The organism is Microbacterium galbum (assembly GCF_032464915.1).
GTDB lineage: Bacteria > Actinomycetota > Actinomycetes > Actinomycetales > Microbacteriaceae > Microbacterium > Microbacterium galbum.
In genome coordinates this window covers 1,005,578-1,028,083 of the sequence record NZ_JAWDIS010000001.1, presented here as the reverse complement: position 1 = coordinate 1,028,083, position 22,506 = coordinate 1,005,578, and the positions used below count along the sequence as shown (strand labels likewise).

Genomic DNA, 22,506 nt, shown 5'->3' with positions numbered 1-22,506 from the left:
GCGCCGTGGCCGTCGATCGAGAGCGGGTCGCAGCCCTCGTCCGTGAGCTGCTGGAGGCGATCGGGGAAGATCCCGATCGCCCCGGGCTGCGGCAGACCCCGACCCGGGTCGCCGACAGCTGGGCCGAGTTCTTCTCGGGCGTGAACCAGGATGCCGGCGCCCCGCTGCAGCACACGATCTCGGTGTCACGCGGGCCCGCGCCCGACACGCTCCCCTCGGGAGCGGTGATGCTGCGCGACATCGCGTTCCGCTCGATGTGCGAGCATCACCTGCTGCCCTTCCGCGGCCGCGCCCACGTGGCGTACCTGCCGGGCGAGGAGGTCGTGGGCCTCGGGGCGCTGCCGAAGGTCATCGACATCCTGGCCGCCCGTCCGCAGGTGCAGGAGCGTCTCGGGGAGCAGATCGCCGACGCCATCGCATCCGCCCTCGATGCGCGGGGTGTGCTCGTCGTCCTGGATGCCACCCACGAGTGCGTGACCATGCGCGGCGGACGACAGCTCGACGCTTCGACCGTGACGATCGCCGCGCGCGGTGCGTACGCCGAGCCGGCTGCCCGTGCCGAGCTCGTCGCCCTGATCGGAGCACGCGCGTGACACTCGTGATGGCGATCGTCAACGTCACCCCCGACTCCTTCAGCGACGGCGGGAGGTACCTCGATCCCGACGTGGCGATCGCGCACGCGCGCCGTCTTCGCGCCGAGGGGGCCGACCTGCTCGACATCGGCGGGGAGTCCACACGACCCGGCGCCGAACGGGTCTCGCCCCGGGTCGAGCAGCAGCGCGTCCTGCCCGTCGTCGCCGCCCTGGCCTCCGAGGGGGCGTACGTCAGCATCGACACCATGAACGCCTCGACCGCCGCAGCCGCCGTCGCGGTCGGAGCCCGTCTCGTCAACGACGTCTCAGGAGGTCTCGCCGACCCCGAGATGCTCGACGCCGTGGCGCAGAGCGGTGCGGAGATGGCGATCGGCCACTGGCGCGGGCCGTCGAGCGAGATGTACGCGCGAGCGGAGTACGTCGACGTCGCCGCGGAGGTGACCGCCGAGCTCGACGAGCGCGTCGCGGCCGCGGAGGCCGTCGGGATCCCGTCGTCGCGCATCGTCGTCGACCCCGGTATCGGGTTCGGCAAGCGCGGCGAGCAGAACTGGCGGACTCTGGGTGCGCTGCCCGCGCTCGTCGCCCGCGGCCGACGCGTGCTCGTCGGCACGAGCCGCAAGAGGTTCCTCGCCGACGCGCTCGGCGACGACGCCGACCTCGCGCGCCGCGACCTGGCCACGGCCGTCACGAGCGCCCTCGCCGCCCAGGCCGGCGCCTGGGCCGTGCGCGTTCACGACGTGCCGACCACCCGCGACGCGCTCGCCGTCGCCCGCGCTTGGGAGTCCTGATGGATGCCGTCGACCACATCACCCTGACGGGCGTCCGCGCCTTCGGATACCACGGGGTCTATCCCGACGAAAAGCGCGACGGGCAGGAGTTCATCGTCGACGCGACGGTGGTCCTGCCTCTGGCCCGCGCGGCCGTGACGGACGACGTCGCCGACACGGTGCACTACGGCGAACTCGCCGAGCGGATCGCCGTGATCGTGTCGGGCGAGCCGGTCGACCTCCTCGAGAAGCTCGCCGCGCGCATCGCCGACGAGGTGCTCCGCGATGAGCGGGTCGAGTCCGTGACCATCACCGTGCACAAGCCTGCGGCGCCCATCCCCGTCCCCTTCGCCGACGTGTCGGTGACGATCACGCGCGGGCGCTCGTGAGCGTGCGGCTGGCCCACGGCATCGGAGAGGCGCCGCGCACGTCCCCCGTCGCCGCGGTGATCGCCCTGGGAGCCAACCTCGGGGAGCGGGCCGAGACGCTCGCCGCAGCCGTGACGGAGGTGCGGGCGTTGCCCCTCACCACGGACGTCGCGGTGTCGGCCCCGATCGAGACGACCGCCGTGACCCTGGACGGCGAGGACGACGACGCCCCCCGCTATCTCAACGCCGTCGCGACGCTGCGCACGCGACTCGCCCCGACGGCGCTGCTCGCCGCCCTGCACCGCATCGAGGCGCGGCACGGGCGCGTGCGCCGGGAACGCTGGGGCGACCGCACGCTCGACCTCGATCTCATCGCCTACGGCGGGGAGATCATCGACCGCGACGACCTCGTGGTGCCGCACCCGCGCGCGCACGAGCGCGAATTCGTGCTGGTGCCGTGGCTCGACGTCGACCCGGATGCCGTGATCCCCGGGCGCGGCCGGGTCGACGCCCTGCTCGCCGAACTGCGGGGAGGGGCGCGATGAAACGCACGGGTGCCGGCATCCTGCTCATCGCCGCCATCATCGGCGGCGTGGTCGGCTTCGTCCTCGACACGATGCTCACCGCGATGGGGCGCGCGACGTTCACCCCCGCGGCGAGCCTGCCCACGATCCTCGCGCTGGTCGGTGCGGTCATCGTCATCCTGGCGGTGCCGGTGTTCCGTGCGACGCGCGGGCGCAGCGAGCGGCGCATCGATCCTTTCCGCGCCCTGCGTGTCGCGATGCTCGCGAAGGCGTCGTCGCTCGTGGGGGCTGCCGCGTTCGGGTTCGGCGTCGGACTCCTCGCGTTCCTGCTGAGCCGGCCCGCGACCCCCTCGCTAGGCTCGATGGGATCGATCATCGCGACGGTCGTGTGCGCGGTCGTCCTCGTCGTCGCGGGGCTCGTGGCCGAGCAGCTGTGCACCCTCCGGAAGGACGATGATGACGACACCCCCGGGAACACCCCCGCCGGACCCGTCGGCATCTGAGGCGGTGGGCGCCGACGTGTCAGGTGCCGACGCGGTGCGCGCCGATGCGGCGGGTGCCGACGCGGTGCGCGCCGACGGGGCAGGCGCCGACGCGGTGCGCGCCGACGGGGCAGCCGCCGACGCGGTGGGCGCCGATGGGGCAGGCGCCGACGCGGTGGGCGCCGATGGGGCAGGCGCCGATGCGCTCGACGCCCGGACCTTCTCGCGCGTCCTGGAGCCGCGCGCCGCCGGCCGGCTCCCGCTCGGCGAGGGCACGTGGCACCAACTGGCGCGCGCGTACGTGTGGGTGCAGCTCATCTCGCAGGGAGCGGTATTCCTCCTCGTGCTCGCGGTGGCCATCGGCGTCCAGGCCTTCACCGGAGTGCCCTGGCCCTGGATCCCCGCCGGCATCGTTCTCGTCGTGACGGCGATCGGGCTGCTCATCACGCCGCGGCAGGCGCGCTCCTTCGGGTACCAGCTGCGTCAGGACGATCTCGTCTTCCGCCGCGGCATCCTGTGGCAGCGCGTCGTCGCGGTGCCGTACGGGCGGATGCAGCTCGTCGACATCACGCACGGCCCGCTCGACCGCGGATTCGGTATCGCGCAGCTCAAGCTCGTCACGGCCGCGGCCTCGACGGGTGTGACGATCCCGGGGCTCACGCAGGAGGCGGCCGAGCAGTTGCGCGACACGCTCGTCGCCGTGGCGGAGACGCGACGGACCGGACTGTGAGCGACACCGACGATCGCAACCGCGGCGAGGCGGTCGGGACCGGCGCAGGGGTGACGCCGCCGCCGTCGAGCGACGCGCCGGGGCCTCCCGCGGGGGCGCCCGTCGACGCCGCGGACGCGTCAGCGGGCGACGAGAGCGGCCTCGTGCCGGGTGTGGGCGTGCCGTCCGGCGACGGGGGCGTCATCGCGCCGGGCGCGAGCGGGCGGGAGGGGGCGCGGGCGGTCGTGCGCTCGCCGTACAGCGACGGTGAATGGCACCGACTGCACCCGTTGACGCCGTTGCTGCGCGGCGGCCTGTCCCTGCTCGTCATCGTGGGCCTCATCGTCGCGAATCTCCGCGAGCGGCTGCTGGAGCTGTTCTTCCCCGTCTTCACCGACCTGCCGCCCGGGGCCGTTCCGCCCGACCCGGTCGACTTCCTGCTGGCGAACAACCTCATCCTCATCGCGGCGGGAGCGGCGCTGGTGGTCCTCCTGGTGCTGCTGGGGCTCTTCCGACTGTCGTGGCGCTTCCACACCCTGCGTATCGGCGACGACGACGTCGAGGTGCGCTCGGGTGTGCTCTTCCGCACCCATCGCCGAGCCCCGCTGGACCGCGTGCAGGGCGTGAACCTGACCCGTCCGATGGTCGCGCGCCTTCTCGGGCTGGCGAAGCTCGAGGTCGTGGGGGCGGGCCTGGACGCCAACGTCAAGCTCGAGTACCTCTCGGGCAAGGATGCCGAGGCGGTCCGCGGCGACATCCTGCGGCTGGCGTCGGGTCGGCGTCTCGCCGAGGCGGGTGCCGGGCCGGGCGCGAAGCGCTCCCGCGTCACGGCGGCCGCCGACACCGTCGCCGACGGGCTGCAGGGCATCGTCGACGGTGAGGACTTCTCCGATACCGAGCCGGAGAGCATCGTCCGCATCCCCGTGGGTCGACTCGTCGCCTCGCGTGTGCTGAGTGGCTCCACCCTCGTGCTGATCGCCTTCGTGATCGGCATCGCCGTCGCGGCCTCCGTGTCGACGCTGTGGCTGCTCTTCACGGTCGTGCCGATGTTCCTCGCGTTCGGTGCGTACTACGTGCGCTCGATCGCGCGAGGGCTGCGGTACTCGATCGCGCCGACCTCGGACGGAGTGCGTGTGACGTTCGGACTCTTCACCACGGTGAGCGAGGTGATTCCGCCGGGTCGGGTGCACGCGATCGAGGTCCGTCAACCGCTCATGTGGCGTCCGTTCGGCTGGTGGGCGGTGACGGTGAACCGGCTGTCGGGACGCTCCTCCACCGACTCCAGCGCCGATCAGGTCGCGGCGGTGCTGCCCATCGGCACACGCGCCGACGTCGAGCGGGTGCTGCGGATCCTCGCGCCCGGCTTGTCGAGCGAGGAATGGACACTCGTGTTCCGTGACGGCATCCTGGGTCCGGTGGATGACGACCCCTACGTGACGACTCCGCGCCGCGCGCGGTGGCTGCGGCCGCTGTCGTGGCGCCGCAACGGCGTCCTTCTCACCGCCGACGCGCTGCTGCTGCGCCGGGGCTGGGTGTGGCGCTCGCTGACCGTGCTGCCGCTCGCCCGGCTGCAGTCGATCGGTGTGCGCCAGGGTCCGCTCGCCCGTGCGGTCCGCACCGCGACCCTCACGGGTCACGTCATCACGGGCACGGTGCAGACCCATCTCGGCGCGATCGACCGAGACGACGCGCTGCGCGTGTTCGAAGCCACCGCGCGCGGCGGCGTGGCTGCGGCCGCGGGTGACCGCACGCACCGGTGGGCCGGATGAACGCCGGTCGCGACGGGCGCCTCGGCGTCGGCGTGATCGGTGCCGGACGGGTCGGACCGGTCATCGCGGCGGCTCTTGCGGGCGCGGGACATCTCCTGACGGGGATCACCTCGGGGTCGGATGACGATCGCGTCGAGGCGATCCTCCCCGGGGTGCCGCAGCTCACGTCCGACGAGGTCGTGCGCCGCAGCGAACTCGTGGTGATCGCGGTGCCGCACGACCAGCTGCCCGGACTGGTCGCGGGACTCGCCGAGCTCGGTGCCTGGCAGCCCGGACAGCTCGTGCTGCACACCGACGCCGCACACGGTGCGCGCGTGCTCGATCCCGCCGCGCAGCGGGGGGCCATCCCTCTCGCCATCCACCCCGCGATCGTCTTCACCGGCGCGTCGTCGATCGACCTCCGCCAGCTCGCCCAGGCGTACGCCGCGGTGACGGCGCCGGCGCCCGTGCTGCCGATCGCCCAGGCGCTCGCCGTCGAGCTCGGGTGCGAACCCGTGGTCGTGGCGGAGGCGGATCGGCCGACGTACGCGGAGGCGATCGCGACGGCGACGGAGTTCTCCCGCTCGATCGTGCGCCAATCGTCGGAGCTGCTGAGCCGCGTCGGGGTCGACAATCCCGGCGGGTACCTGTCGGCCCTGGTGCGCTCGAGCGTCGACCAGGCGCTCGTCGAGGGCAGTGGCGCGGGCCGCCTCGACGGCGACGCTACGATCGACGGATGATCGCCACCCTCGAGGATCTGCGCGCCCGACTCGACGAGATCCGAGGGACCGACCGCGCCGCACAGGGACTGCGTATCGCCCTCGTGTCGACGCTCGGAGCCCTGCACGAGGGCCACGTCGACCTCATCACGCGCGCTCGGGAGCAGGCCGACGTGGTCGTGGTCTCGACCTTCGTCAACCCGCTGCGGTTCCGCACGGCGGACGACACCGCGGCCTACCCCCGCTCTCCCGAGGCCGATGCGCGCGTGCTCGACGACCTCGCGGTCGACGTGGTGTTCGCTCCGAGCGCGGCGGAACTGCTGCCGGCCGGCACGGCCACCACGCGGGTGTCGGCGGGTGACGTCGGACTCCGTTACGAAGGGCGGGTGCGCCCCTTCTACTTCGACGGAGTGCTGACCGTCGAGGCGAAGCTCTTCCACCTGGTCGCTCCCGATGTCGCCGTCTACGGGGAGCGCGACCTGCAGCGCGTCTTCCTCGTGCGGCGGATGGTGCGCGACCTGGACTTCCGCGTCGAGATCGATACGGTTCCCACGGTGCGCACCGACGACGGCCTGCCGGTGTCGAGCCGGATCGCCCTGTTGGACGAGGCGGATCGCCGCGCGGTCGCCAAGCTCCCGCGTGCTCTGGAGGCCGCGGCCTCGAACGCCGACATGGGCGTCGACGCGTGCATCGCGGCGGCCCAGTCGGCGCTCATGGGCGAACAGCGCATCTCCCTGGAGTACTTGAGCGTCGTCGATCCGGCGACCTTCCTGCCGGTCGATGAGGGCCACCGCGGCCGCGCGTTCGCGCTCATCGCCGCGACCGTCGGGGGCCATCGATTCATCGACAACGCGGAGATCTCGCTGCGCTGACGCGCCGCAGGCCCGACGCCACCGGCGCGGGAGCGCCGTGCGGGCGTGGGCTCGCCGAGGTCGACGGCCTCCGACCGGTGACGGCCGGGGGTCGCGGTGCCCCGAGGGGCCCGGGCCGGGCGAATACACTGGGGAGGACCCCGAGGAGCTTCCACGATGACCGACGCGCCCGCGAACGACGCCGCCGAACCCACCGAAGACGAGGTCTTCGAGCAGAAGGCGGTGCGCCTCGCCAAGCGCGAGCGACTGCTCGCCGAGCGCGACGACGCCGCGGGCGGCGCCTACCCGGTGTCGGTGCCGGTCACCACCACCATCACCGCGGTGCGCGCCCGCTTCGGAGAGCTCGAAGCCGGCGCGGAGACCGGCGAGACCGTCGGCGTCGCGGGCCGCGTGGTGTTCAGCCGCAACACCGGGAAGCTGTGCTTCGCCTCGCTGCAGGCCGGGGACGGCAGCCGCATCCAGGCGATGGTCTCGCAGGGCGCGGTCGGCGAGGAGTCGCTGCAGGCGTGGAAGGAGCTCGTCGATCTCGGTGATCACGTGTTCGTGTCGGGCGAGGTCATCTCGAGCCGCCGCGGCGAACTGTCGATCATGGTCGCCGAGTGGCGCATCGCGGCCAAGGCCGTGCTGCCGCTGCCCAACCTGCACACCGAGCTCAGCGAGGAGAGCCGCGTGCGCAGCCGCTTCCTCGACCTGATCGTGCGCGACCGCGCTCGCGAGACCGTGCTCGCCCGCGCGAAGGTCAATGCGAGCCTGCGCCGCACCTTCACCGAGCGGGACTTCGTCGAGGTCGAGACCCCGATGCTGCAGGTGCAGCACGGTGGTGCATCGGCGCGACCGTTCACGACGCACTCGAACGCCTTCGACACCGAACTCTTCCTGCGCATCGCGCCGGAGCTCTACCTCAAGCGCGCCGTCGTCGGCGGCATCGACCGCGTGTACGAGATCAACCGCAACTTCCGCAACGAGGGGTCCGACTCCACGCACAGCCCCGAGTTCGCGATGCTCGAGGCCTACCAGGCCTATTCCGACTACAACGGCATCGCCGATCTCACCCAGACCCTCATTCAGGATGCCGCGATCGCGGTCGCCGGTTCGACCACCGTCACGTGGGCCGACGGCACCGAGTACGACCTCGGCGGCGAGTGGGATCGCATCTCGATGTACGACTCGCTGTCGGCGGCATCCGGTCATGAGGTGACGCCCGAGACGTCGCTCGACGAGCTGCGCGCTCTCGGCGAGAAGTCCGGTGTCGACGCGCCGCCGCACGAGACGCACGGCAAGTGGGTCGAGGAGCTGTGGGAGCACTTCGTGAAGGGCGGCCTGACGCGCCCCACCTTCGTGATGGACTTCCCCGTCGACACGAGCCCTCTCGTCCGCGAGCACCGGTCCATCACGGGCGTCGTGGAGAAGTGGGACCTGTACGTGCGCGGGTTCGAGCTCGCCACCGGGTATTCCGAGCTGGTCGATCCGGTGATCCAGCGCCAGCGTTTCGTCGAGCAGGCGAAGCTCGCCGCGCGCGGCGACGCCGAGGCGATGCCGATCGACGAGGAGTTCCTCCGGGCACTCGAGCACGGCATGCCGCCCACGGGTGGCATGGGCATGGGCATCGACCGTCTGCTGATGGCCATCACCGGGCTCGGGATCCGCGAGACGATCCTCTTCCCGCTGGTGAAGTAGGCCTCTCGAAGACCCATTCCGGGAGGCGGCCCGCGTCGAGCAGGCTCAGCATGATGGTGCTCAGACCATGCTGCGAGTCGATGCGGAGCGCCTCTTCGGCGTAGGTCGCCGCGTGCGACGAGCGCCCCTGGGCCCACGCCAGCCACGAGCAGGCCGACAGGGGCCCGGGTCGGCGATCGAGCGGAACGGCCGCGGCGACTCGCCGAGAGGTCTCCAGCGCGGTGCGCAGGCGCTCGGGATCGGGCCGCTCGCCCTCTCCCCACATCGGGCGCGCGAGGTCTTCCGGGAAGGGCGTGCCCGCGCTGAACGCGGTCTGCGCGCGCAGCACCGCATCGCCGGTGGCGACGTCGGCGGCCCACTGCATGAGGGCGACGTCGCGCAGCGAGGGCCGCTCGAGGCAGAACGCCAGGGCTGCGATCACGGGCGACCGCATGCCCCCCGTCGCGGTGACCGCCCTCTCGAACAGGGCGGGCGGATCGGTCAGCAGCGACACGACCTCGTCGGCCTGCGCGCGGCGCGCGAGCGGCAGGCGACGGCGGTCCCTCGGCCGACCGAGGGCGTCGTCGACGTCGCCGAGCAGTCGTGCCACCCATTCCACGGCCTCGGCGTCGACCGCGGGCAGCGCTGCGGCGGAGAACTGATCGGTGCGGGGGAGACCGTCGGGCACCCGAGCCGCTGCGTCGGAGATCTCGGACAGCAGGCCCGGAGCCGCACCCGCGGGGTCGAGATAGCAGGCCCAGGCGTCGGGACCGACGACGAGGGCGTCGAGCACCCGCAGGCCGCAGATGCCCGCGCGCGAGACGACCTCGTCGATCAGCGCACGTTCCGGGAGCCCGGAGTCGCCGGCCACCGCCTCGTCGGTGTACACGACGGAGACGATGGCATCGGTGGAGGCGACCTTGCATGCCATGCCGATGACGGTCGACGCGATGCTCTCGGCTTCGGCGGGCCCGCCGCGGGGCAGATCGACGCGCATGGCCCCGAGCGATCGACCGTCGGCGAACGGGACGACGACGAGGCTGCGCCGCGGTGTGCACTCCAGCACGTGCGGCACGAGGGCGAGGAAAGAGGCGGACGAGGCGGTGCGGACGACGGTGGGGATCATGAGCAGAGGGTGCCGGGGGACGGGATCCCGGCGCGGCGTCGGAAAGCTCGATCGTGGATAACCCGGCGCCCCCGGCGCGTGGGGAGGAGTGGTGCGCGGGTATCCTGGACCGTATGGATGACACCTGGGTCGCGATGCTGTGGGCGATCCTGCCCACGATCGTCGTCTCGGTCGTGTTCTTCTTCATCCTCCGCAACGTGATCCGCATGGACCGCACCGAGCGCAAGGTCTATTCGCGCATCGAGGCCGAGGAACGCGCGAAGCGCGGACTTCCGCCGGTCGCCTCCCCCGGCGACGGCTCCGCGAACTGACGTACGCGCGACGGGTGTCGGGGCCCGTCGCTACGCTGGGTGGACAACCCCGCCCAGGAGGACACGTGATCAACGCCACGTTCGACGCGAGCTGGCTCGTCATCACGCTGTTCGTCGTCGATCTCGTGGTGCGCATCGCCGCGATCATCATCGTCCCGCGCAACCGCCGTCCCACCGCCGCGATGGCCTGGCTTCTGGCGATCTACTTCATCCCCTTCCTCGGGGTGTTCCTCTTCCTGCTCATCGGCAACCCGCGCCTGCCCCGCACGCGCCGCCGCAAGCAGGCCGCCATCAACGAGTACATCCACGACACCAGCGCGTCGCTGGAGTTCGGCACCCTGCGCCCCAACGCCCCCGACTGGTTCCGCGCCCTGGTTCGCCTCAACCGCAACCTCGGGGCGATGCCGATCGCCGGAGACAACGCCGCCACGCTCATCGCCGATTACCAGCAGAGCCTGGATGCCATGGCCGAGGCCATCCGCCGCGCCACGCGGTACGTGCACGTCGAGTTCTACATCCTGCAGACCGACGACTCGACCGACAACTTCTTCCGGGCGCTCGAGGAGGCGGCCGAGCGCGGCGTCGTCGTCCGCGTGCTGCTCGACCACTGGGCGAATCGTGGCAAGCCCTTCTACAAGCAGACCCTCCGGCGCCTCGAGGCGATGGGTGCGCACTGGCACCTCATGCTGCCGGTGCAGCCGCTGCGCGGGCGCTACCAGCGGCCCGACCTGCGCAACCACCGCAAGCTCCTCGTCATCGACGGCGACGTCGCCTACATGGGCTCGCAGAACGTCACCGATTCGTCGTACAACCTGCGCAAAAACATCCGTCGCGGCCTGCACTGGGTCGACCTCATGGTGCGCGTCGAGGGTCCGGTCGTGGCCAGCATCAACGCCGTCTTCCTCTCGGACTGGTACAGCGAGACCGACGAGACGCTGACCGACGAGATCGACCTGTTCTCGGTGAGCTCGGGCCCCGGAGACCTCGACTGCCAGATCGTGCCCTCGGGTCCCGGCTTCGATTTCCAGAACAACCTCAAGCTCTTCCTCGGGCTGCTCTTCGCCGCACGCGAGCGCATCATCATCGTCAGCCCCTACTTCGTTCCCGACGAGGCCCTCCTGCTTGCGATCACGACGGCGTGCCAGCGCGGCGTCCACGTCGAACTCTTCGTCTCCGAAGAGGGCGACCAGGCGATGGTCTACCACGCCCAGCGCAGCTACTACGAGGCGCTCCTGCGCGCGGGAGTGGTCATCTGGATGTACCGCAAGCCGTTCATCCTGCACAGCAAGAGCGTCACGATCGACGACGAGGTCGCGGTCATCGGCTCGAGCAACATGGACATGCGTTCCTTCGGTCTGAACCTCGAGGTGTCGATGCTGGTGCGGGGCGAGGAGTTCGTCCGCGACATGCGCGCCGTCGAGCACACCTACCGCAGCCTCAGCCGCCAGCTCACCATCGAGGAGTGGAAGCGTCAGCCCCTCCGCTCCACGATCCTCGACAATTTGGCGCGGCTCACTTCCGCGCTGCAGTGATCCCACGGCGTCAGCGCGTGGCGGTTCTCGCCGCCGGCATCCAGGAATCTCCGCCATCATGGGGCGGAACTCGCCCCGGAGGTTCGCATGTCCCGTGATCGCCTGTCCCGTCACCGTCTGACTCTCGTCGCCGCACTCGGCGCCGGCCTGCTGGCCGTCGGTGCTCTCACCGGCTGCGCCACCGGCGTGTCGTCGTCGCCGGAGGCGGCCCCTTCGACCGCGACATCGAGTCCGGATCCCGGGGCGTCGGCGTCGCCCGCGGAACTCGGCGCCGCCTGGCTCGACGCGGGTCGCGCGATCGCCGTCGTCACCCGCGGGAGCTCGACGTGCGTGCCCGTGGTCAGCGGCGAGCCGAGCGCGTCCGCAGACACCCTCACCGTCACCCTCGAGGAGTCGGCGCGTACGGACTGCACGCGTGACATGGCTCCGCGGGCCACGCTGGTGGGCGTGCCCGCGGGCGTCGATCCGACTCGACCGCTCGAGGTGACCGTGCAGGGCGCGGCCGAAGGCCGCACGACCCTCGCGGCGCTGACCACCGCCCCGTCCGACGCGGGGCAGTTCGCGCCGAGCGCCGGGTGGGTCGACGCCCGCACGATCGCCCTCGTGACTTACGGCAGTTCGGGCTGCCCGCCCACGGTGGAGTCGGTCACCACGACCGGAACGGAGATCGCGGTGCAGTTCGCCGCCCCGCCCGCCGATCAGGTGTGCACGATGGATCTCGCCCCCCGCGTCACCCTTGCCGACGTCGGAGAAGGGGCGCCCGCCGGAGCGGCGTCAGTGGTTCTGTCGGGCGACGGCGTCGACGCGACGGACCCCATCCCGGTGCTCGGCTCGCGCTGAGCGTCGCCTGAGGGGCCTCATGGGGCGACGACCAGCAGGTCGCCCACCTCGCACTCGAGCACGCGGCAGATGGCCGACAGCGTCGAGTAGCGGATCGCCCGCGCCCGATCGTTCTTCAGCACCGAGAGGTTGACGACTGAGACGCCCACGAGCTCGCTGAGGCGGGTCAGCGTCATCCCGCGTGCTTCCAGCAGCTCATCGAGACGGCAGTGGATGCCGGTGGGCCCCTCGTCGGCGACCGCCGGGCTCATACGAGCCCCTCGGTGTCGCGACGCAGGCGGTCGCCGACCGCGAAGACGGTGCTGGAGAGTCCCGCGACGAAGCCGATCACGATGAGGATCGGGAGATCGATCTGCTGGGTCAGTCCGCGGTCGTAGGTGCGATCCGACAGCCAGGCGAGGGCACCGTTCGCGACCATGTTCTGGAAGAACGGCACCGCGAAGGCCGCGATGAGCGAGACGATGCCGACCGCGACCACCAGTCGGGTGTGCCGGCGGCTGAAGATCTCTCCGCGGAGGATGCCGATGCACAGGATCAGGAGCAGAGTCACCACCGTCACGACGGCAGCGGCGAAGGTCCCCTCCGCCAGGAACAGCGCCCAGAGCGAGGCGAGGGGGAGCGAGGGGGCCGTGACGACCGCGCCGGTCAGCTCGACGGGCACCGACGCTCCGTCGGGGCCGATCGGTGCCTGGGCGATGGTGTCGAGGAAGTCGACGGGGACACGCACGTCACGGTTGCCGGCCGCCGCGACGATCGTTCCCACGGAGCGGATCACCGCCCAGAGGGCGATGGCGACGCCGGCGACGATGAAGAGCAGGAAGCTGCCGGTGTCGCCGCGGGAGAGGGTGCGCGAGGTGGATCGGGGGGATGCCATGGTCGCTCCTTAACGATATTCGTTGTTATCGATCGTCGATAAGGTATCGATGATCGATGGGTTTCACAATGCCGGGTGTCACGGCGGTATGCCCACGGCGAACACGCGTCTCTGGCATCCGGGCGCTGGTTACTCTCGATGTACGGCGCGCGGAGGCGTGCCTGTCAGCCCATTTCTGGAGGGACTGAGATGTTCGAGAGATTCACCGACCGTGCCCGTCGTGTGGTCGTCCTCGCCCAAGAAGAGGCGAAGATGCTCAACCACAACTACATCGGCACCGAGCACATCCTGCTCGGGCTGATCCACGAGGGCGAGGGTGTCGCTGCCAAGGCGCTCGAGTCGCTCGGCATCTCGCTCGACGCCGTGCGCGAGCAGGTGCAGGACATCATCGGCCAGGGTCAGCAGCAGCCGACCGGCCACATCCCCTTCACGCCGCGTGCGAAGAAGGTGCTCGAGCTGTCGCTGCGCGAGGCGCTGCAGCTCGGCCACAACTACATCGGCACCGAGCACATCCTGCTCGGCCTCATCCGCGAGGGCGAGGGCGTCGCAGCGCAGGTGCTCGTCAAGCTCGGCGCCGACCTCAACAAGGTGCGCCAGCAGGTCATCCAGCTGCTCTCGGGCTACCAGGGCAAGGAGCCCGCGGGAGTGGCGACCGGTGCCGGCGAGCAGCAGTCCTCGGGTGCGCAGGGCGGCTCGGCCGTCCTCGACCAGTTCGGACGAAACCTCACCCAGGCCGCGCGCGACAACAAGCTCGACCCCGTCATCGGGCGCGAGAAGGAGATCGAGCGCGTGATGCAGATCCTGTCGCGCCGGTCGAAGAACAACCCCGTCCTCATCGGCGAGCCCGGTGTCGGAAAGACCGCCGTCGTCGAGGGCCTCGCCCAGGCCATCGTCAAGGGCGACGTCCCCGAGACGCTGAAGGACAAGCAGGTCTACTCGCTCGACCTCGGTTCGCTCATCGCCGGTTCCCGCTACCGCGGCGACTTCGAAGAGCGCCTGAAGAAGGTCACCAAGGAGATCCGCACGCGCGGCGACATCATCGTCTTCATCGATGAGATCCACACCCTCGTGGGTGCGGGAGCCGCCGAGGGCGCGATCGACGCGGCATCCATCCTCAAGCCCCTCCTCGCCCGTGGTGAGCTCCAGACCATCGGTGCCACCACGCTCGACGAGTACCGCAAGCACTTCGAGAAGGATGCCGCTCTCGAGCGCCGCTTCCAGCCGATCCAGGTGGCCGAGCCGAGCCTGCCCCACGCGATCAACATCCTGAAGGGGCTGCGCGACCGCTACGAGGCGCACCACAAGGTGCAGATCACCGACGGCGCGATCGTCGCGGCGGCCAACCTCGCCGACCGCTACATCAGCGACCGCTTCCTGCCCGACAAGGCCATCGACCTGATCGACGAGGCCGGTGCCCGCCTGCGGCTGTCGATCCTGTCGTCGCCGCCGGAGCTGCGCGAGTTCGACGAGAAGATCGCCAAGGTCCGCGAGCAGAAGGAGCAGGCCTCCGAGGAGCAGGACTTCGAGAAGGCCGCGTCGCTGCGTGACGAGGAGAAGTCGCTCCTCGCCGAGCGTCTGCGCCTCGAGAAGCAGTGGCGCTCGGGCGATGTCGCCTCCCACGCGGTGGTCGACGAGGGCCTGATCGCCGAGGTGCTCGCCCAGGCGACCGGCATCCCGGTGTTCAAGCTCACCGAGGAGGAGTCCAGCCGCCTCATGTTCATGGAGAAGGCCCTGCACCAGCGGGTCATCGGCCAGGAAGAGGCGATCGCGGCCCTCTCGCGCACGATCCGTCGTCAGCGCGCGGGCCTCAAGGACCCCAAGCGCCCCTCGGGCTCGTTCATCTTCGCCGGCCCCACCGGTGTCGGAAAGACCGAGCTCGCCAAGGCGCTCGCCGAGTTCCTGTTCGACGACGAGGGCGCGCTGATCTCCCTCGACATGTCGGAGTTCGGCGAGAAGCACACCGTCTCGCGCCTGTTCGGTGCCCCTCCCGGGTTCGTCGGCTTCGAAGAGGGCGGCCAGCTCACCGAGAAGGTGCGCCGCAAGCCGTTCTCGGTCGTGCTCTTCGACGAGATCGAGAAGGCCCACCCCGACATCTTCAACTCGCTGCTGCAGATCCTCGAGGAGGGTCGCCTGACCGACGGTCAGGGTCGCGTCATCGACTTCAAGAACACCGTGATCATCATGACGACGAACCTCGGTTCGTCGGCGATCGCCGGTGGTCCCGTGGGCTTCCAGGTCGAGGGCAGCGCCCAGACCTCGTACGAGCGCATGAAGGGCAAGGTCGACGAAGAGCTCAAGCGCCACTTCAAGCCCGAGTTCCTCAACCGCGTCGACGACGTGATCGTCTTCCCGCAGCTGAACAAGGACGAGCTCCGTCAGATCGTCGGCCTGTTCGTGAAGCGCCTCGCCGACCGTCTGCTCGACCGCGACATGACGGTGGAGCTGTCGGACGACGCGAAGGACAAGCTCATCGAGATCGGGTTCGACCCCACGCTCGGTGCGCGTCCCCTGCGCCGCGCCATGCAGCGCGAGGTCGAGGACCGTCTGAGCGAGAAGATCCTGCACGGTGAGCTCGAGTCGGGCGACCACGTGAAGGTCGGCGTCGAGAACGGCCAGTTCACCTTCGACACCGCCCCGCGCGGAGAGAAGGTCGCGATCGGCGTCGGGACGGCCGGCGAGATCGCCGCGACCCCCGATACCCTCGCCGGGAGCTGACGCGTAACAGACAAGGGACCTGGATGCCACGGCATCCAGGTCCCTTCTGCGTTGCGGCGTACGCTGGGACGATGACCCCATCCGCGCCGTTCGTCGTCCGCCCCGCCGGAACGGCCGACGTCCGACGCATCCACGAACTGCTCGAGCCGTTCGTGCAGAAGCGCATCCTGCTGGGCAAGGACCTCGTCGTGCTCTACGGTTCGGTGCAGCAGTTCGTCGTCGCCGAGGCCGACGGTGTCGTCATCGGCTGCGGTGCGCTGCACGTGATGTGGGACGATCTCGCCGAGATCCGCACGCTCATCGTGCACGACGACTGGCTGCACCACGGCGTGGGGCGGGCGATCGTCGAAGACCTCGAGCAGCGCGCGCGAGAGCTGGGCGTCGCCCGGTTGTTCTGCCTGACCTTCGAGGTCGACTTCTTCACGCGGCGCGGATTCGCGCCGATCGGCGAGCAGGTCGTGGACCCCGACGTCTATTCGCAGCTCGTGCGGAGCCCTGACGAGGGCGTCGCGGAGTTCCTCGACCTCGCGCACGTGAAGCCCAACACGCTCGGCAACACCCGGATGCTCAAGCACCTCTGATCGTCCCCGCCTCCGCGGACAGGCCCGGAAGAGCCTGTGAGCGCGCCGTTGCGTGCGCGCCGTGGAATGCGGCCACGGCCGTGGCGCCTACCCTGGAACCATGACCGATGCCCCCCGTAGGCGGAGGCAGTCCCCGGCGGTCTACCGTCGTCGTCGTCTCGCGGCGGGCCTCCTGGCCCTCGTCGTGATCGGCCTCGTCGTGTGGCTCGTCGCGGCTCCGCCGTGGCGCTCCGCCCCGACAGCGCTCGACGCCCCCGCGCCCGCCGAGAGCACTCCCGCCGTCGCCCCTTCGTCGTCCGCCCCCGCGGCGGCACCGTCGACCTCTCCGACGCCGACCGCCAGCGCGCCCTCGGGGCCCGTCGAGTGCAGCGCGGCCGACATCACCGTCGAGGCGCTCTCCGACAAGGGCGAGTACGGCCAGGGGGAGAACCCGCAGCTGTCGATCCGGCTCACCAACACCTCGGCGAATCCGTGCACGATGAACGTCGGCACCAGCGCGCAGTCGTTCACCGTCACGAGCGGATCCGACGTCTGGTGGCGTTCGACCGATTGCCAGACCGAGCCGAGCGACATGGAGGTGACCCTGGCCGCCGGCCAGGTCGTCACCAGCTCCGCCCCGCTCACGTGGGACCGCACGCGGTCGTCCGTCGGGTCGTGCGAGAGCGAGCGCCCGTACGCCCCGGGCGGAGGGGCGACGTATCACCTGAGCGTGTCGATCGGCGGCATCCCGTCCGCGGGGACGGCGTCGTTCGTCCTGCAGTGACGCCGGGTCGCGGCATCCCTTCGGGGCGTGATCCTCGCGCCCCGAACGACGGAACGCGCCCCGAACCCGGGGGCTCCCTTGCCGAGGGAACGCGGCGGAGGGGCGGATGCCGCGGCATCCGCCCCTCCGCCGTTCTCGCTCAGGAGCGTCGGTCGCCGAAGACCTCGCCCTCCATCGCGTCGTAACCCTCCCTCTGCGGGTCGCCGTGCAGTCCGCCCGACAGGGCGTACTCCTCCTCGGGGGAGAGGACCAGGCGGTGGCGGCCGTAGACGGCGAAGGCGATGAAGATCACCGCGTAGACGACGATAATCGCGACGATGGCCAGCAGATACGCGGGGTTCAGCAGCAGCCCGAAGAACACCACCGCGGCGATGATCGCGGCCGAGTAGGCGCCGAACAGCCCCCACGGGCTCTTGTAGGGCCGGACGGCGTTCGGGAACTTCCGCCGCAGGACGATGAACGCGACCATCTGCAGGAAGTACGCCAGCACCGCGCCCCACACGGCGATGTTCAGCACGATCGCTCCGGCGGGGCTCGCGTCCCCGCCCGCCGCCTGCACGATCACCAGCGCGAGGAAGCCGAGGACCGCTCCGAACACGAGGGCGACCCAGGGCGTCTTGCGCGCCCCGGTGAGCGACAGCCAGCGCGGGTAGTAACCGGCGCGCGAGAGCGAGTACATGTTGCGGCCATAGGCGAACATGATGCCCATCAGGGACGCCAGCAGCCCGACCAATGCGAGCAGCGAGAGGAGGGCCGCGGCCTGATCGCCGACCATCGCGCGGAATCCGTCGAGCAGGGGCTCGAGCGATCCGCCGGTCTCCTCGGCTCCGAGAACGCCGGTGTTCAGGAACAGCACGATGAGGCCGGTCACGATGAGGGTGCCCCGCGCCCACAGGCCGGCGCGCGGGATGTCACGGGCCGGGTCGTGCGACTCCTCGGCGGCGAGAGGGAGCTCCTCGATGCCGAGGAAGAACCACATCGCGAAGGGGAGCGCCAGCAGGATCGAGCCCACGCCGAAGGGCAGGAACTCGGTGTTGCCGTCGGTGGGGGCGATGTTCCACAGCGAGCCCCAGTCGAACGCGCCGGACATCAGCGCCATCGCGCCGAAGACGACGATGATGCCGATCGAGATGATCGAGACGACGATGGCGAAACCGAACGAGATGTTCGCGCCCGCGGCGTTCAGAGCGATGAACAGCGCGTACAGGATGATCCACCACACGAAGGCCGGAAGGCTCACCCCGGTCAGCAGTTCGAGTGCCGAGTCGGCGTACTGGCCGGAGAAGTAGACGACGACCGCCGTGGTCGCGACGTACTCGATCGTTTCGGCCAGGCCCGTCGCGAGACCGCCCCAGGGTCCCATCGCCGAGCGGGCGAACGAATACGCGCCGCCGGTGTGGGGCATGGCGGCGGCCATCTCGCCGATCGAGAACGTGAGGCCGTAGTACATGACGACGAGGATGACGAAGGCGATCAGCATGCCGCCGAAACCGGCGAAGCCGATGCCGAAGTTCCACCCCGAGAAGTCACCCGAGATGACCGCGGCGACCGCGAGACCCCACAGGCCCCACACGCCCGCCGAGCGTTTCAGGGTGCGTTTCTCGAAGTAGCCGGCATCCGTTGCCGTATAGGTGGCTCCGGCGACCTTTTTGCGGGAACTGCTCGAGGTGGACATGTGACCTCCAGGAAGATGCGGGCAGGCGTCGGGCTCGCCTTTGCGGAAGATCATGGCCCTCTATTGGTCGACCTGTCTACCTTTGACGTGTAAGTTCCTCGTTACGTCCTCCGCACCGGAGGGCGTCGAAGAGGCGAGAGGGACACGACACATGGCGGGCAATCTCACCACCGACGACCTGGATGCCGCGATCGAGGCGGGAGAGATCGACACCGTCGTCGTCGCCTTCCCCGACGCGCAGGGCCGACTGGTCGGAAAGCGCGTGGCCGCGCGGTTCTGGCGCGACGAGGTGCGGGGGCACGGGGCCGAGGCGTGCAACTACCTGCTCTCCGTCGACGTCGACCTCAACACCGTCGACGGCTACGCGATGTCGAGCTGGGAGAAGGGCTACGGCGACATGCTGCTCGTCCCCGACCTCGACACCCTCCGTCGCATCCCGTGGCAGCCGGGTACGGCGTTGGTCTTCGCGGACCTGGCGTGGGAGGACCGCGAACGGGTCGTGCAGTCGCCCCGCGGCATCCTGAACGCCCAGCGCGAGCGGCTCGCGGAGCGCGGTCTCACCGCCTACGCGGGGACGGAACTGGAGTTCATCGTCTTCGACGACTCGTTCCGCGACGCATGGGCGAAGGGATACACCGGGCTCACCCCCTCGACCGACTACAACGTGGACTACAACCTCCTGGCCACCACGCGCCTGGAGCCGTTGCTGCGCGACATCCGTCTCGGCATGGACGGAGCGGGAATGTACTGCGAGGGCGTGAAGGGCGAGTGCAACTTCGGTCAGCAGGAGATCGCCTTCCGCTACGCCGAGGCGCTCGAGACCGCCGACAATCACACGCTCTACAAGAACGGCGCCAAGGAGATCGCCGACCGCCACGGCAAGTCGCTGACGTTCATGGCGAAGTTCAACGAGCGCGAGGGCAACAGCTGCCACATCCACCTCTCGGTGCGCGGCGACGGCGGCGATCCCGTCATGGCGGGCGACGGGGAGCACGGCTTCAGCCCGCTCATGGAGCACTGGATCGCCGGCATCCTGGCCACCCTCCGCGAGTTCACGCTGCTGTACGCCCCCACGATCAACTCGTACAAGCGCTACGCCAAGGGCTCGTTCGCGCCGACCGGTGTCGCGTGGGGCGTCGACAACCGCACATGCGCGCTGCGCGTCGTCGGCCACGGGGCATCGCTGCGGGTCGAGAACCGCGTGCCCGGGGGAGACGTGAACCCCTACCTGGCGATCTCGGCCATCATCGCCGGAGGCCTCTACGGCGTCGAGAACGAGCTCGAGCTGCCCGCCCCGCTCACCGGCAACGCGTACGCGGCGGGCGTCGACACCCTGCCCACGACCCTGCGCGAGGCGGCGCGACTCTTCAGCGAGTCGGCGATCGCCCGCGCCGCCTTCGGCGACGACGTCGTCGAGCACTACCTCAACCAGGCGCGCATCGAGGTCGAGGCCTTCGACGCCGCCGTGACCGATTGGGAGCGGGTGCGTGGTTTCGAGCGCCTCTGATCCGAGCAGGACCCCCGTGGTGGGGCTCACCACCTATCTCGAACGAGCGAAGCAGGGCGTGTGGGACGTGCGTGCATCGTTCCTGCCGCAGCAGTACTTCGACGCGGTGACCGCCTCGGGCGCCGCCGCCGTGCTGCTCCCGCCGCAGCCCCGACCCGCCGAGGCCGCCGCCGCCGTGCTCGAGGGCCTCGACGGGCTCATCCTCACCGGTGGTCTCGACGTGCAGCCCGAGCTCTACGGCGCCGAACGGCACCCGACCACCGACCCCGCGCGCGCCGACCGCGACGCGTGGGAGATCGCGCTGCTCGCGGGGGCGCGGGAGCGCGGCATCCCGGTCTTCGGCATCTGCCGCGGGCTCCAGCTCATCAACGTCGCGATGGGCGGGACGCTGCACCAGCACCTGCCCGATGCGCTCGGCACCGAGCGGTACCGCATCGGCGGCGGCGTCTTCGCCGAGAACGTCGTCGAGGTGGATGCCGACACCCGCCTCGCCGGCCTCGTCGGGGCCGGCGCGCTCACCGTCCACAGCTATCACCATCAGGGGGTCGACCGCGTCGCCGAGGGTCTCGTCGTCACCGCCCGGACGGACGACGGTCTGGTTCAGGCCGTCGAGACCGAGGGGGACGACTACCTCGTCGCCGTGCAGTGGCATCCAGAGGAGAACGCCGAGGACCGGCGGTTGTTCCTCGGTCTCGTGGCCGCCGCGGCACGCTACCGCGCCTCGCATTCCTCCGCGCACCAGGGAGTCTCCGCATGAGCACCTTCACCGTCATCGACCCCTCGACCGGATCGCCGATCACGACGCTGCCGCGCGCCGAGATCGAGCAGGTGGATGCCGCCGTCGCCGACGCCGTGCGCGCGCAACGCGCGTGGGCCGGGCTCGCCCCCGTCGCCCGCGGCGACGCGCTGCGGGCGTTCGCGCGCGTCGTCGAGGCGCACGTCGAGGAACTCGCCGCGCTCGAGGTGCGCAACTCGGGCCACCCGATCGGGTCCGCCCGGTGGGAGGCGCAGCACGTCGCCCAGGTGCTGAACTACTACGCCGGTGCCCCCGAACGCCTGATCGGATCGCAGATCCCGGTCGCCGGCGGTCTCGATGTGACTTACCACGAGGCCTACGGGGTCGTCGGGATCATCGTGCCGTGGAACTTCCCCATGACGATCGCCGCGTGGGGCTTCGCGCCCGCGCTCGCCGCGGGCAACGCCGTGGTGCTGAAACCGGCGGAGCTGACTCCGCTCACGGCGGTCCGCCTCGGTGAGCTGGCGCTCGAGGCCGGGCTGCCGGAGGGGCTGTTCCAGGTCATCGTGGGGTCGGGCTCGGTCGTCGGTCAGCGGTTCGTCTCGCACCCCGACGTGCACAAGGTCGTCTTCACGGGGTCCACCGAGGTCGGGACCGAGGTCGCTGCCGGGTGCGCGCGGATGCTCAAGCCCGTCACCCTCGAGCTCGGCGGAAAGAGCGCGAACATCGTCTTCGCCGACGCCGATCTCGAGAAGGCCGCGGCGGGGGTCCCGGGGTCCGTCTTCGACAACGCCGGCCAGGACTGCTGCGCCCGCAGCCGCCTGCTCGTCGAGCGGAGCGTCTTCGACCGGTTCCTCGAGATGCTCGAACCCGCGGTGGCCGCGTGGAAGGTCGGCGACCCGCACGACGAGTCGACCCAGATGGGCCCGCTCATCTCGGCATCCCACCGCTCCACCGTCGAGGGCTTCCTCGACGGCGTCGACGTCGCGTTCCGCGGCTCCGCTCCCCAGGGCGACGGCTTCTGGTTCGCGCCCGCGGTCGTGCTCGCCCAGCCCGGCGACCGCATCGCGCGCGACGAGGTCTTCGGGCCCGTGCTCGCGGTGATGCCGTTCGACGACGAAGCGGATGCCATCCGCCTCGCCAACGACACCGCCTATGGCCTCGCGGGCTCGATCTGGACCGAGAACCTGGGGCGTGGCATCCGGGTCTCGCGCGGGGTGCGCAGCGGTGTGCTGTCGGTGAACTCTCACTCGTCGGTGCGCTACGCGACCCCCTTCGGCGGTATGAAGGCGTCCGGCCTCGGCCGGGAGCTCGGTCCGGATGCCGCCGAGCACTTCACCGAGGTGAAGAACGTGTTCTACGCCACCGAGTGATCTGCCCCTCGCCCCCTTGTCCCACTTATGACGGT

23 protein-coding genes are annotated in these 22,506 nt (G+C 70.6%); 19 read left to right on the top strand and 4 right to left on the bottom strand.

What is annotated here, in order from left to right:
* The first annotated feature begins 5 nt into the window (after nucleotides 1-5).
* The 10 genes from folE (at nucleotide 6) to lysS (ending at nucleotide 8,459) form a co-directional block, all read left to right on the top strand.
* A complete protein-coding gene (gene folE / locus RWH45_RS04875; protein ID WP_315993762.1) occupies nucleotides 6-593 on the top strand; it encodes a GTP cyclohydrolase I in 588 nt (195 codons plus the stop codon).
* Entirely contained in the window at nucleotides 590-1,381 is a 792-nt protein-coding gene (gene folP / locus RWH45_RS04870; protein ID WP_315993761.1) for a dihydropteroate synthase, read from the top strand. The genes folE and folP overlap by 4 nt, the downstream gene beginning before the upstream one ends.
* On the top strand, nucleotides 1,381-1,749 hold the full coding sequence (gene folB, locus RWH45_RS04865) for a dihydroneopterin aldolase (RefSeq protein ID WP_315993760.1): 369 nt from the start codon (nucleotides 1,381-1,383) through the stop codon (nucleotides 1,747-1,749). Before folP ends, folB begins: the two co-directional genes overlap by 1 nt.
* On the top strand, nucleotides 1,746-2,273 hold the full coding sequence (gene folK, locus RWH45_RS04860) for a 2-amino-4-hydroxy-6-hydroxymethyldihydropteridine diphosphokinase (protein WP_315993759.1): 528 nt from the start codon (nucleotides 1,746-1,748) through the stop codon (nucleotides 2,271-2,273). Before folB ends, folK begins: the two co-directional genes overlap by 4 nt.
* Nucleotides 2,270-2,755: a DUF3180 domain-containing protein gene (locus RWH45_RS04855; protein ID WP_315993758.1), complete on the top strand. Its 486-nt coding sequence runs from the start codon at nucleotides 2,270-2,272 to the stop codon at nucleotides 2,753-2,755. Before folK ends, RWH45_RS04855 begins: the two co-directional genes overlap by 4 nt.
* 154 nt (nucleotides 2,756-2,909) lie before the next feature.
* Entirely contained in the window at nucleotides 2,910-3,464 is a 555-nt protein-coding gene (locus RWH45_RS04850; protein WP_315994591.1) for a PH domain-containing protein, read from the top strand.
* On the top strand, nucleotides 3,461-5,212 hold the full coding sequence (locus tag RWH45_RS04845) for a PH domain-containing protein (protein ID WP_315993757.1): 1,752 nt from the start codon (nucleotides 3,461-3,463) through the stop codon (nucleotides 5,210-5,212). Before RWH45_RS04850 ends, RWH45_RS04845 begins: the two co-directional genes overlap by 4 nt.
* Nucleotides 5,209-5,931: a DUF2520 domain-containing protein gene (locus RWH45_RS04840; protein WP_315993756.1), complete on the top strand. Its 723-nt coding sequence runs from the start codon at nucleotides 5,209-5,211 to the stop codon at nucleotides 5,929-5,931. The genes RWH45_RS04845 and RWH45_RS04840 overlap by 4 nt, the downstream gene beginning before the upstream one ends.
* Nucleotides 5,928-6,782, top strand: a complete 855-nt coding sequence (gene panC / locus RWH45_RS04835; RefSeq protein ID WP_315993755.1) for a pantoate--beta-alanine ligase — start codon at nucleotides 5,928-5,930, stop codon at nucleotides 6,780-6,782. The genes RWH45_RS04840 and panC overlap by 4 nt, the downstream gene beginning before the upstream one ends.
* Nucleotides 6,783-6,938: 156 nt before the next feature.
* Complete coding sequence (gene lysS / locus RWH45_RS04830; protein ID WP_315993754.1) at nucleotides 6,939-8,459, top strand: lysine--tRNA ligase; 1,521 nt, start codon at nucleotides 6,939-6,941, stop codon at nucleotides 8,457-8,459.
* On the opposite strand, the gene RWH45_RS04825 is transcribed toward lysS, so the two are convergent.
* On the bottom strand, nucleotides 8,410-9,564 hold the full coding sequence (locus RWH45_RS04825) for a DUF4192 family protein (protein ID WP_315993753.1): 1,155 nt from the start codon (nucleotides 9,562-9,564) through the stop codon (nucleotides 8,410-8,412). The two genes, lysS and RWH45_RS04825, sit on opposite strands and share 50 nt — an antisense overlap.
* Nucleotides 9,565-9,677: 113 nt before the next feature.
* On the opposite strand from RWH45_RS04825, the gene RWH45_RS04820 reads away from it, so the two are divergent.
* The 3 genes from RWH45_RS04820 (at nucleotide 9,678) to RWH45_RS04810 (ending at nucleotide 12,247) form a co-directional block, all read left to right on the top strand.
* Nucleotides 9,678-9,875, top strand: a complete 198-nt coding sequence (locus RWH45_RS04820; RefSeq protein WP_315993752.1) for a hypothetical protein — start codon at nucleotides 9,678-9,680, stop codon at nucleotides 9,873-9,875.
* Between the two features lie 65 nt (nucleotides 9,876-9,940).
* Nucleotides 9,941-11,407, top strand: a complete 1,467-nt coding sequence (gene cls, locus RWH45_RS04815) for a cardiolipin synthase (protein ID WP_315993751.1) — start codon at nucleotides 9,941-9,943, stop codon at nucleotides 11,405-11,407.
* Between the two features lie 87 nt (nucleotides 11,408-11,494).
* Nucleotides 11,495-12,247: a hypothetical protein gene (locus RWH45_RS04810; RefSeq protein ID WP_315993750.1), complete on the top strand. Its 753-nt coding sequence runs from the start codon at nucleotides 11,495-11,497 to the stop codon at nucleotides 12,245-12,247.
* 17 nt (nucleotides 12,248-12,264) lie between these two features.
* Here RWH45_RS04810 and RWH45_RS04805 read toward each other — a convergent pair whose 3' ends face one another.
* Together RWH45_RS04805 and RWH45_RS04800 are read right to left on the bottom strand one after the other, a co-directional pair.
* Nucleotides 12,265-12,498, bottom strand: coding sequence for a helix-turn-helix domain-containing protein (locus RWH45_RS04805; RefSeq protein WP_315993749.1), 234 nt, complete (start codon nucleotides 12,496-12,498; stop codon nucleotides 12,265-12,267).
* The gene (locus RWH45_RS04800; RefSeq protein WP_315993748.1) at nucleotides 12,495-13,121 is read right to left on the bottom strand and encodes a hypothetical protein; all 627 of its coding nucleotides are present in this window, start codon (nucleotides 13,119-13,121) and stop codon (nucleotides 12,495-12,497) included. Before RWH45_RS04800 ends, RWH45_RS04805 begins: the two co-directional genes overlap by 4 nt.
* 189 nt (nucleotides 13,122-13,310) lie before the next feature.
* On the opposite strand from RWH45_RS04800, the gene RWH45_RS04795 reads away from it, so the two are divergent.
* The 3 genes from RWH45_RS04795 to RWH45_RS04785 all read left to right on the top strand — a co-directional run bounded on the left by RWH45_RS04795 (nucleotide 13,311) and on the right by RWH45_RS04785 (nucleotide 17,180).
* On the top strand, nucleotides 13,311-15,836 hold the full coding sequence (locus RWH45_RS04795; RefSeq protein WP_315993747.1) for an ATP-dependent Clp protease ATP-binding subunit: 2,526 nt from the start codon (nucleotides 13,311-13,313) through the stop codon (nucleotides 15,834-15,836).
* 71 nt (nucleotides 15,837-15,907) lie between these two features.
* A complete protein-coding gene (locus RWH45_RS04790) occupies nucleotides 15,908-16,417 on the top strand; it encodes an amino-acid N-acetyltransferase (RefSeq protein WP_315993746.1) in 510 nt (169 codons plus the stop codon).
* A gap of 100 nt (nucleotides 16,418-16,517) precedes the next feature.
* Complete coding sequence (locus RWH45_RS04785) at nucleotides 16,518-17,180, top strand: hypothetical protein (RefSeq protein WP_315993745.1); 663 nt, start codon at nucleotides 16,518-16,520, stop codon at nucleotides 17,178-17,180.
* A 139-nt stretch (nucleotides 17,181-17,319) separates the two neighbouring features.
* Here RWH45_RS04785 and RWH45_RS04780 read toward each other — a convergent pair whose 3' ends face one another.
* A complete protein-coding gene (locus RWH45_RS04780; RefSeq protein WP_315993744.1) occupies nucleotides 17,320-18,855 on the bottom strand; it encodes an amino acid permease in 1,536 nt (511 codons plus the stop codon).
* Between the two features lie 151 nt (nucleotides 18,856-19,006).
* On the opposite strand from RWH45_RS04780, the gene RWH45_RS04775 reads away from it, so the two are divergent.
* Genes RWH45_RS04775 through RWH45_RS04765 form a run of 3 tightly spaced genes read left to right on the top strand, consistent with a single transcriptional unit; the run spans nucleotide 19,007 to nucleotide 22,471 of the window.
* On the top strand, nucleotides 19,007-20,362 hold the full coding sequence (locus RWH45_RS04775; RefSeq protein ID WP_315993743.1) for a glutamine synthetase family protein: 1,356 nt from the start codon (nucleotides 19,007-19,009) through the stop codon (nucleotides 20,360-20,362).
* Nucleotides 20,343-21,119 (top strand): gamma-glutamyl-gamma-aminobutyrate hydrolase family protein, encoded by a 777-nt coding sequence (locus RWH45_RS04770; RefSeq protein WP_315993742.1) that lies wholly within the window; start codon nucleotides 20,343-20,345, stop codon nucleotides 21,117-21,119. The genes RWH45_RS04775 and RWH45_RS04770 overlap by 20 nt, the downstream gene beginning before the upstream one ends.
* Nucleotides 21,116-22,471, top strand: coding sequence for an aldehyde dehydrogenase family protein (locus RWH45_RS04765; RefSeq protein WP_315993741.1), 1,356 nt, complete (start codon nucleotides 21,116-21,118; stop codon nucleotides 22,469-22,471). The genes RWH45_RS04770 and RWH45_RS04765 overlap by 4 nt, the downstream gene beginning before the upstream one ends.
* The last annotated feature ends 35 nt before the right edge of the window (nucleotides 22,472-22,506 follow it).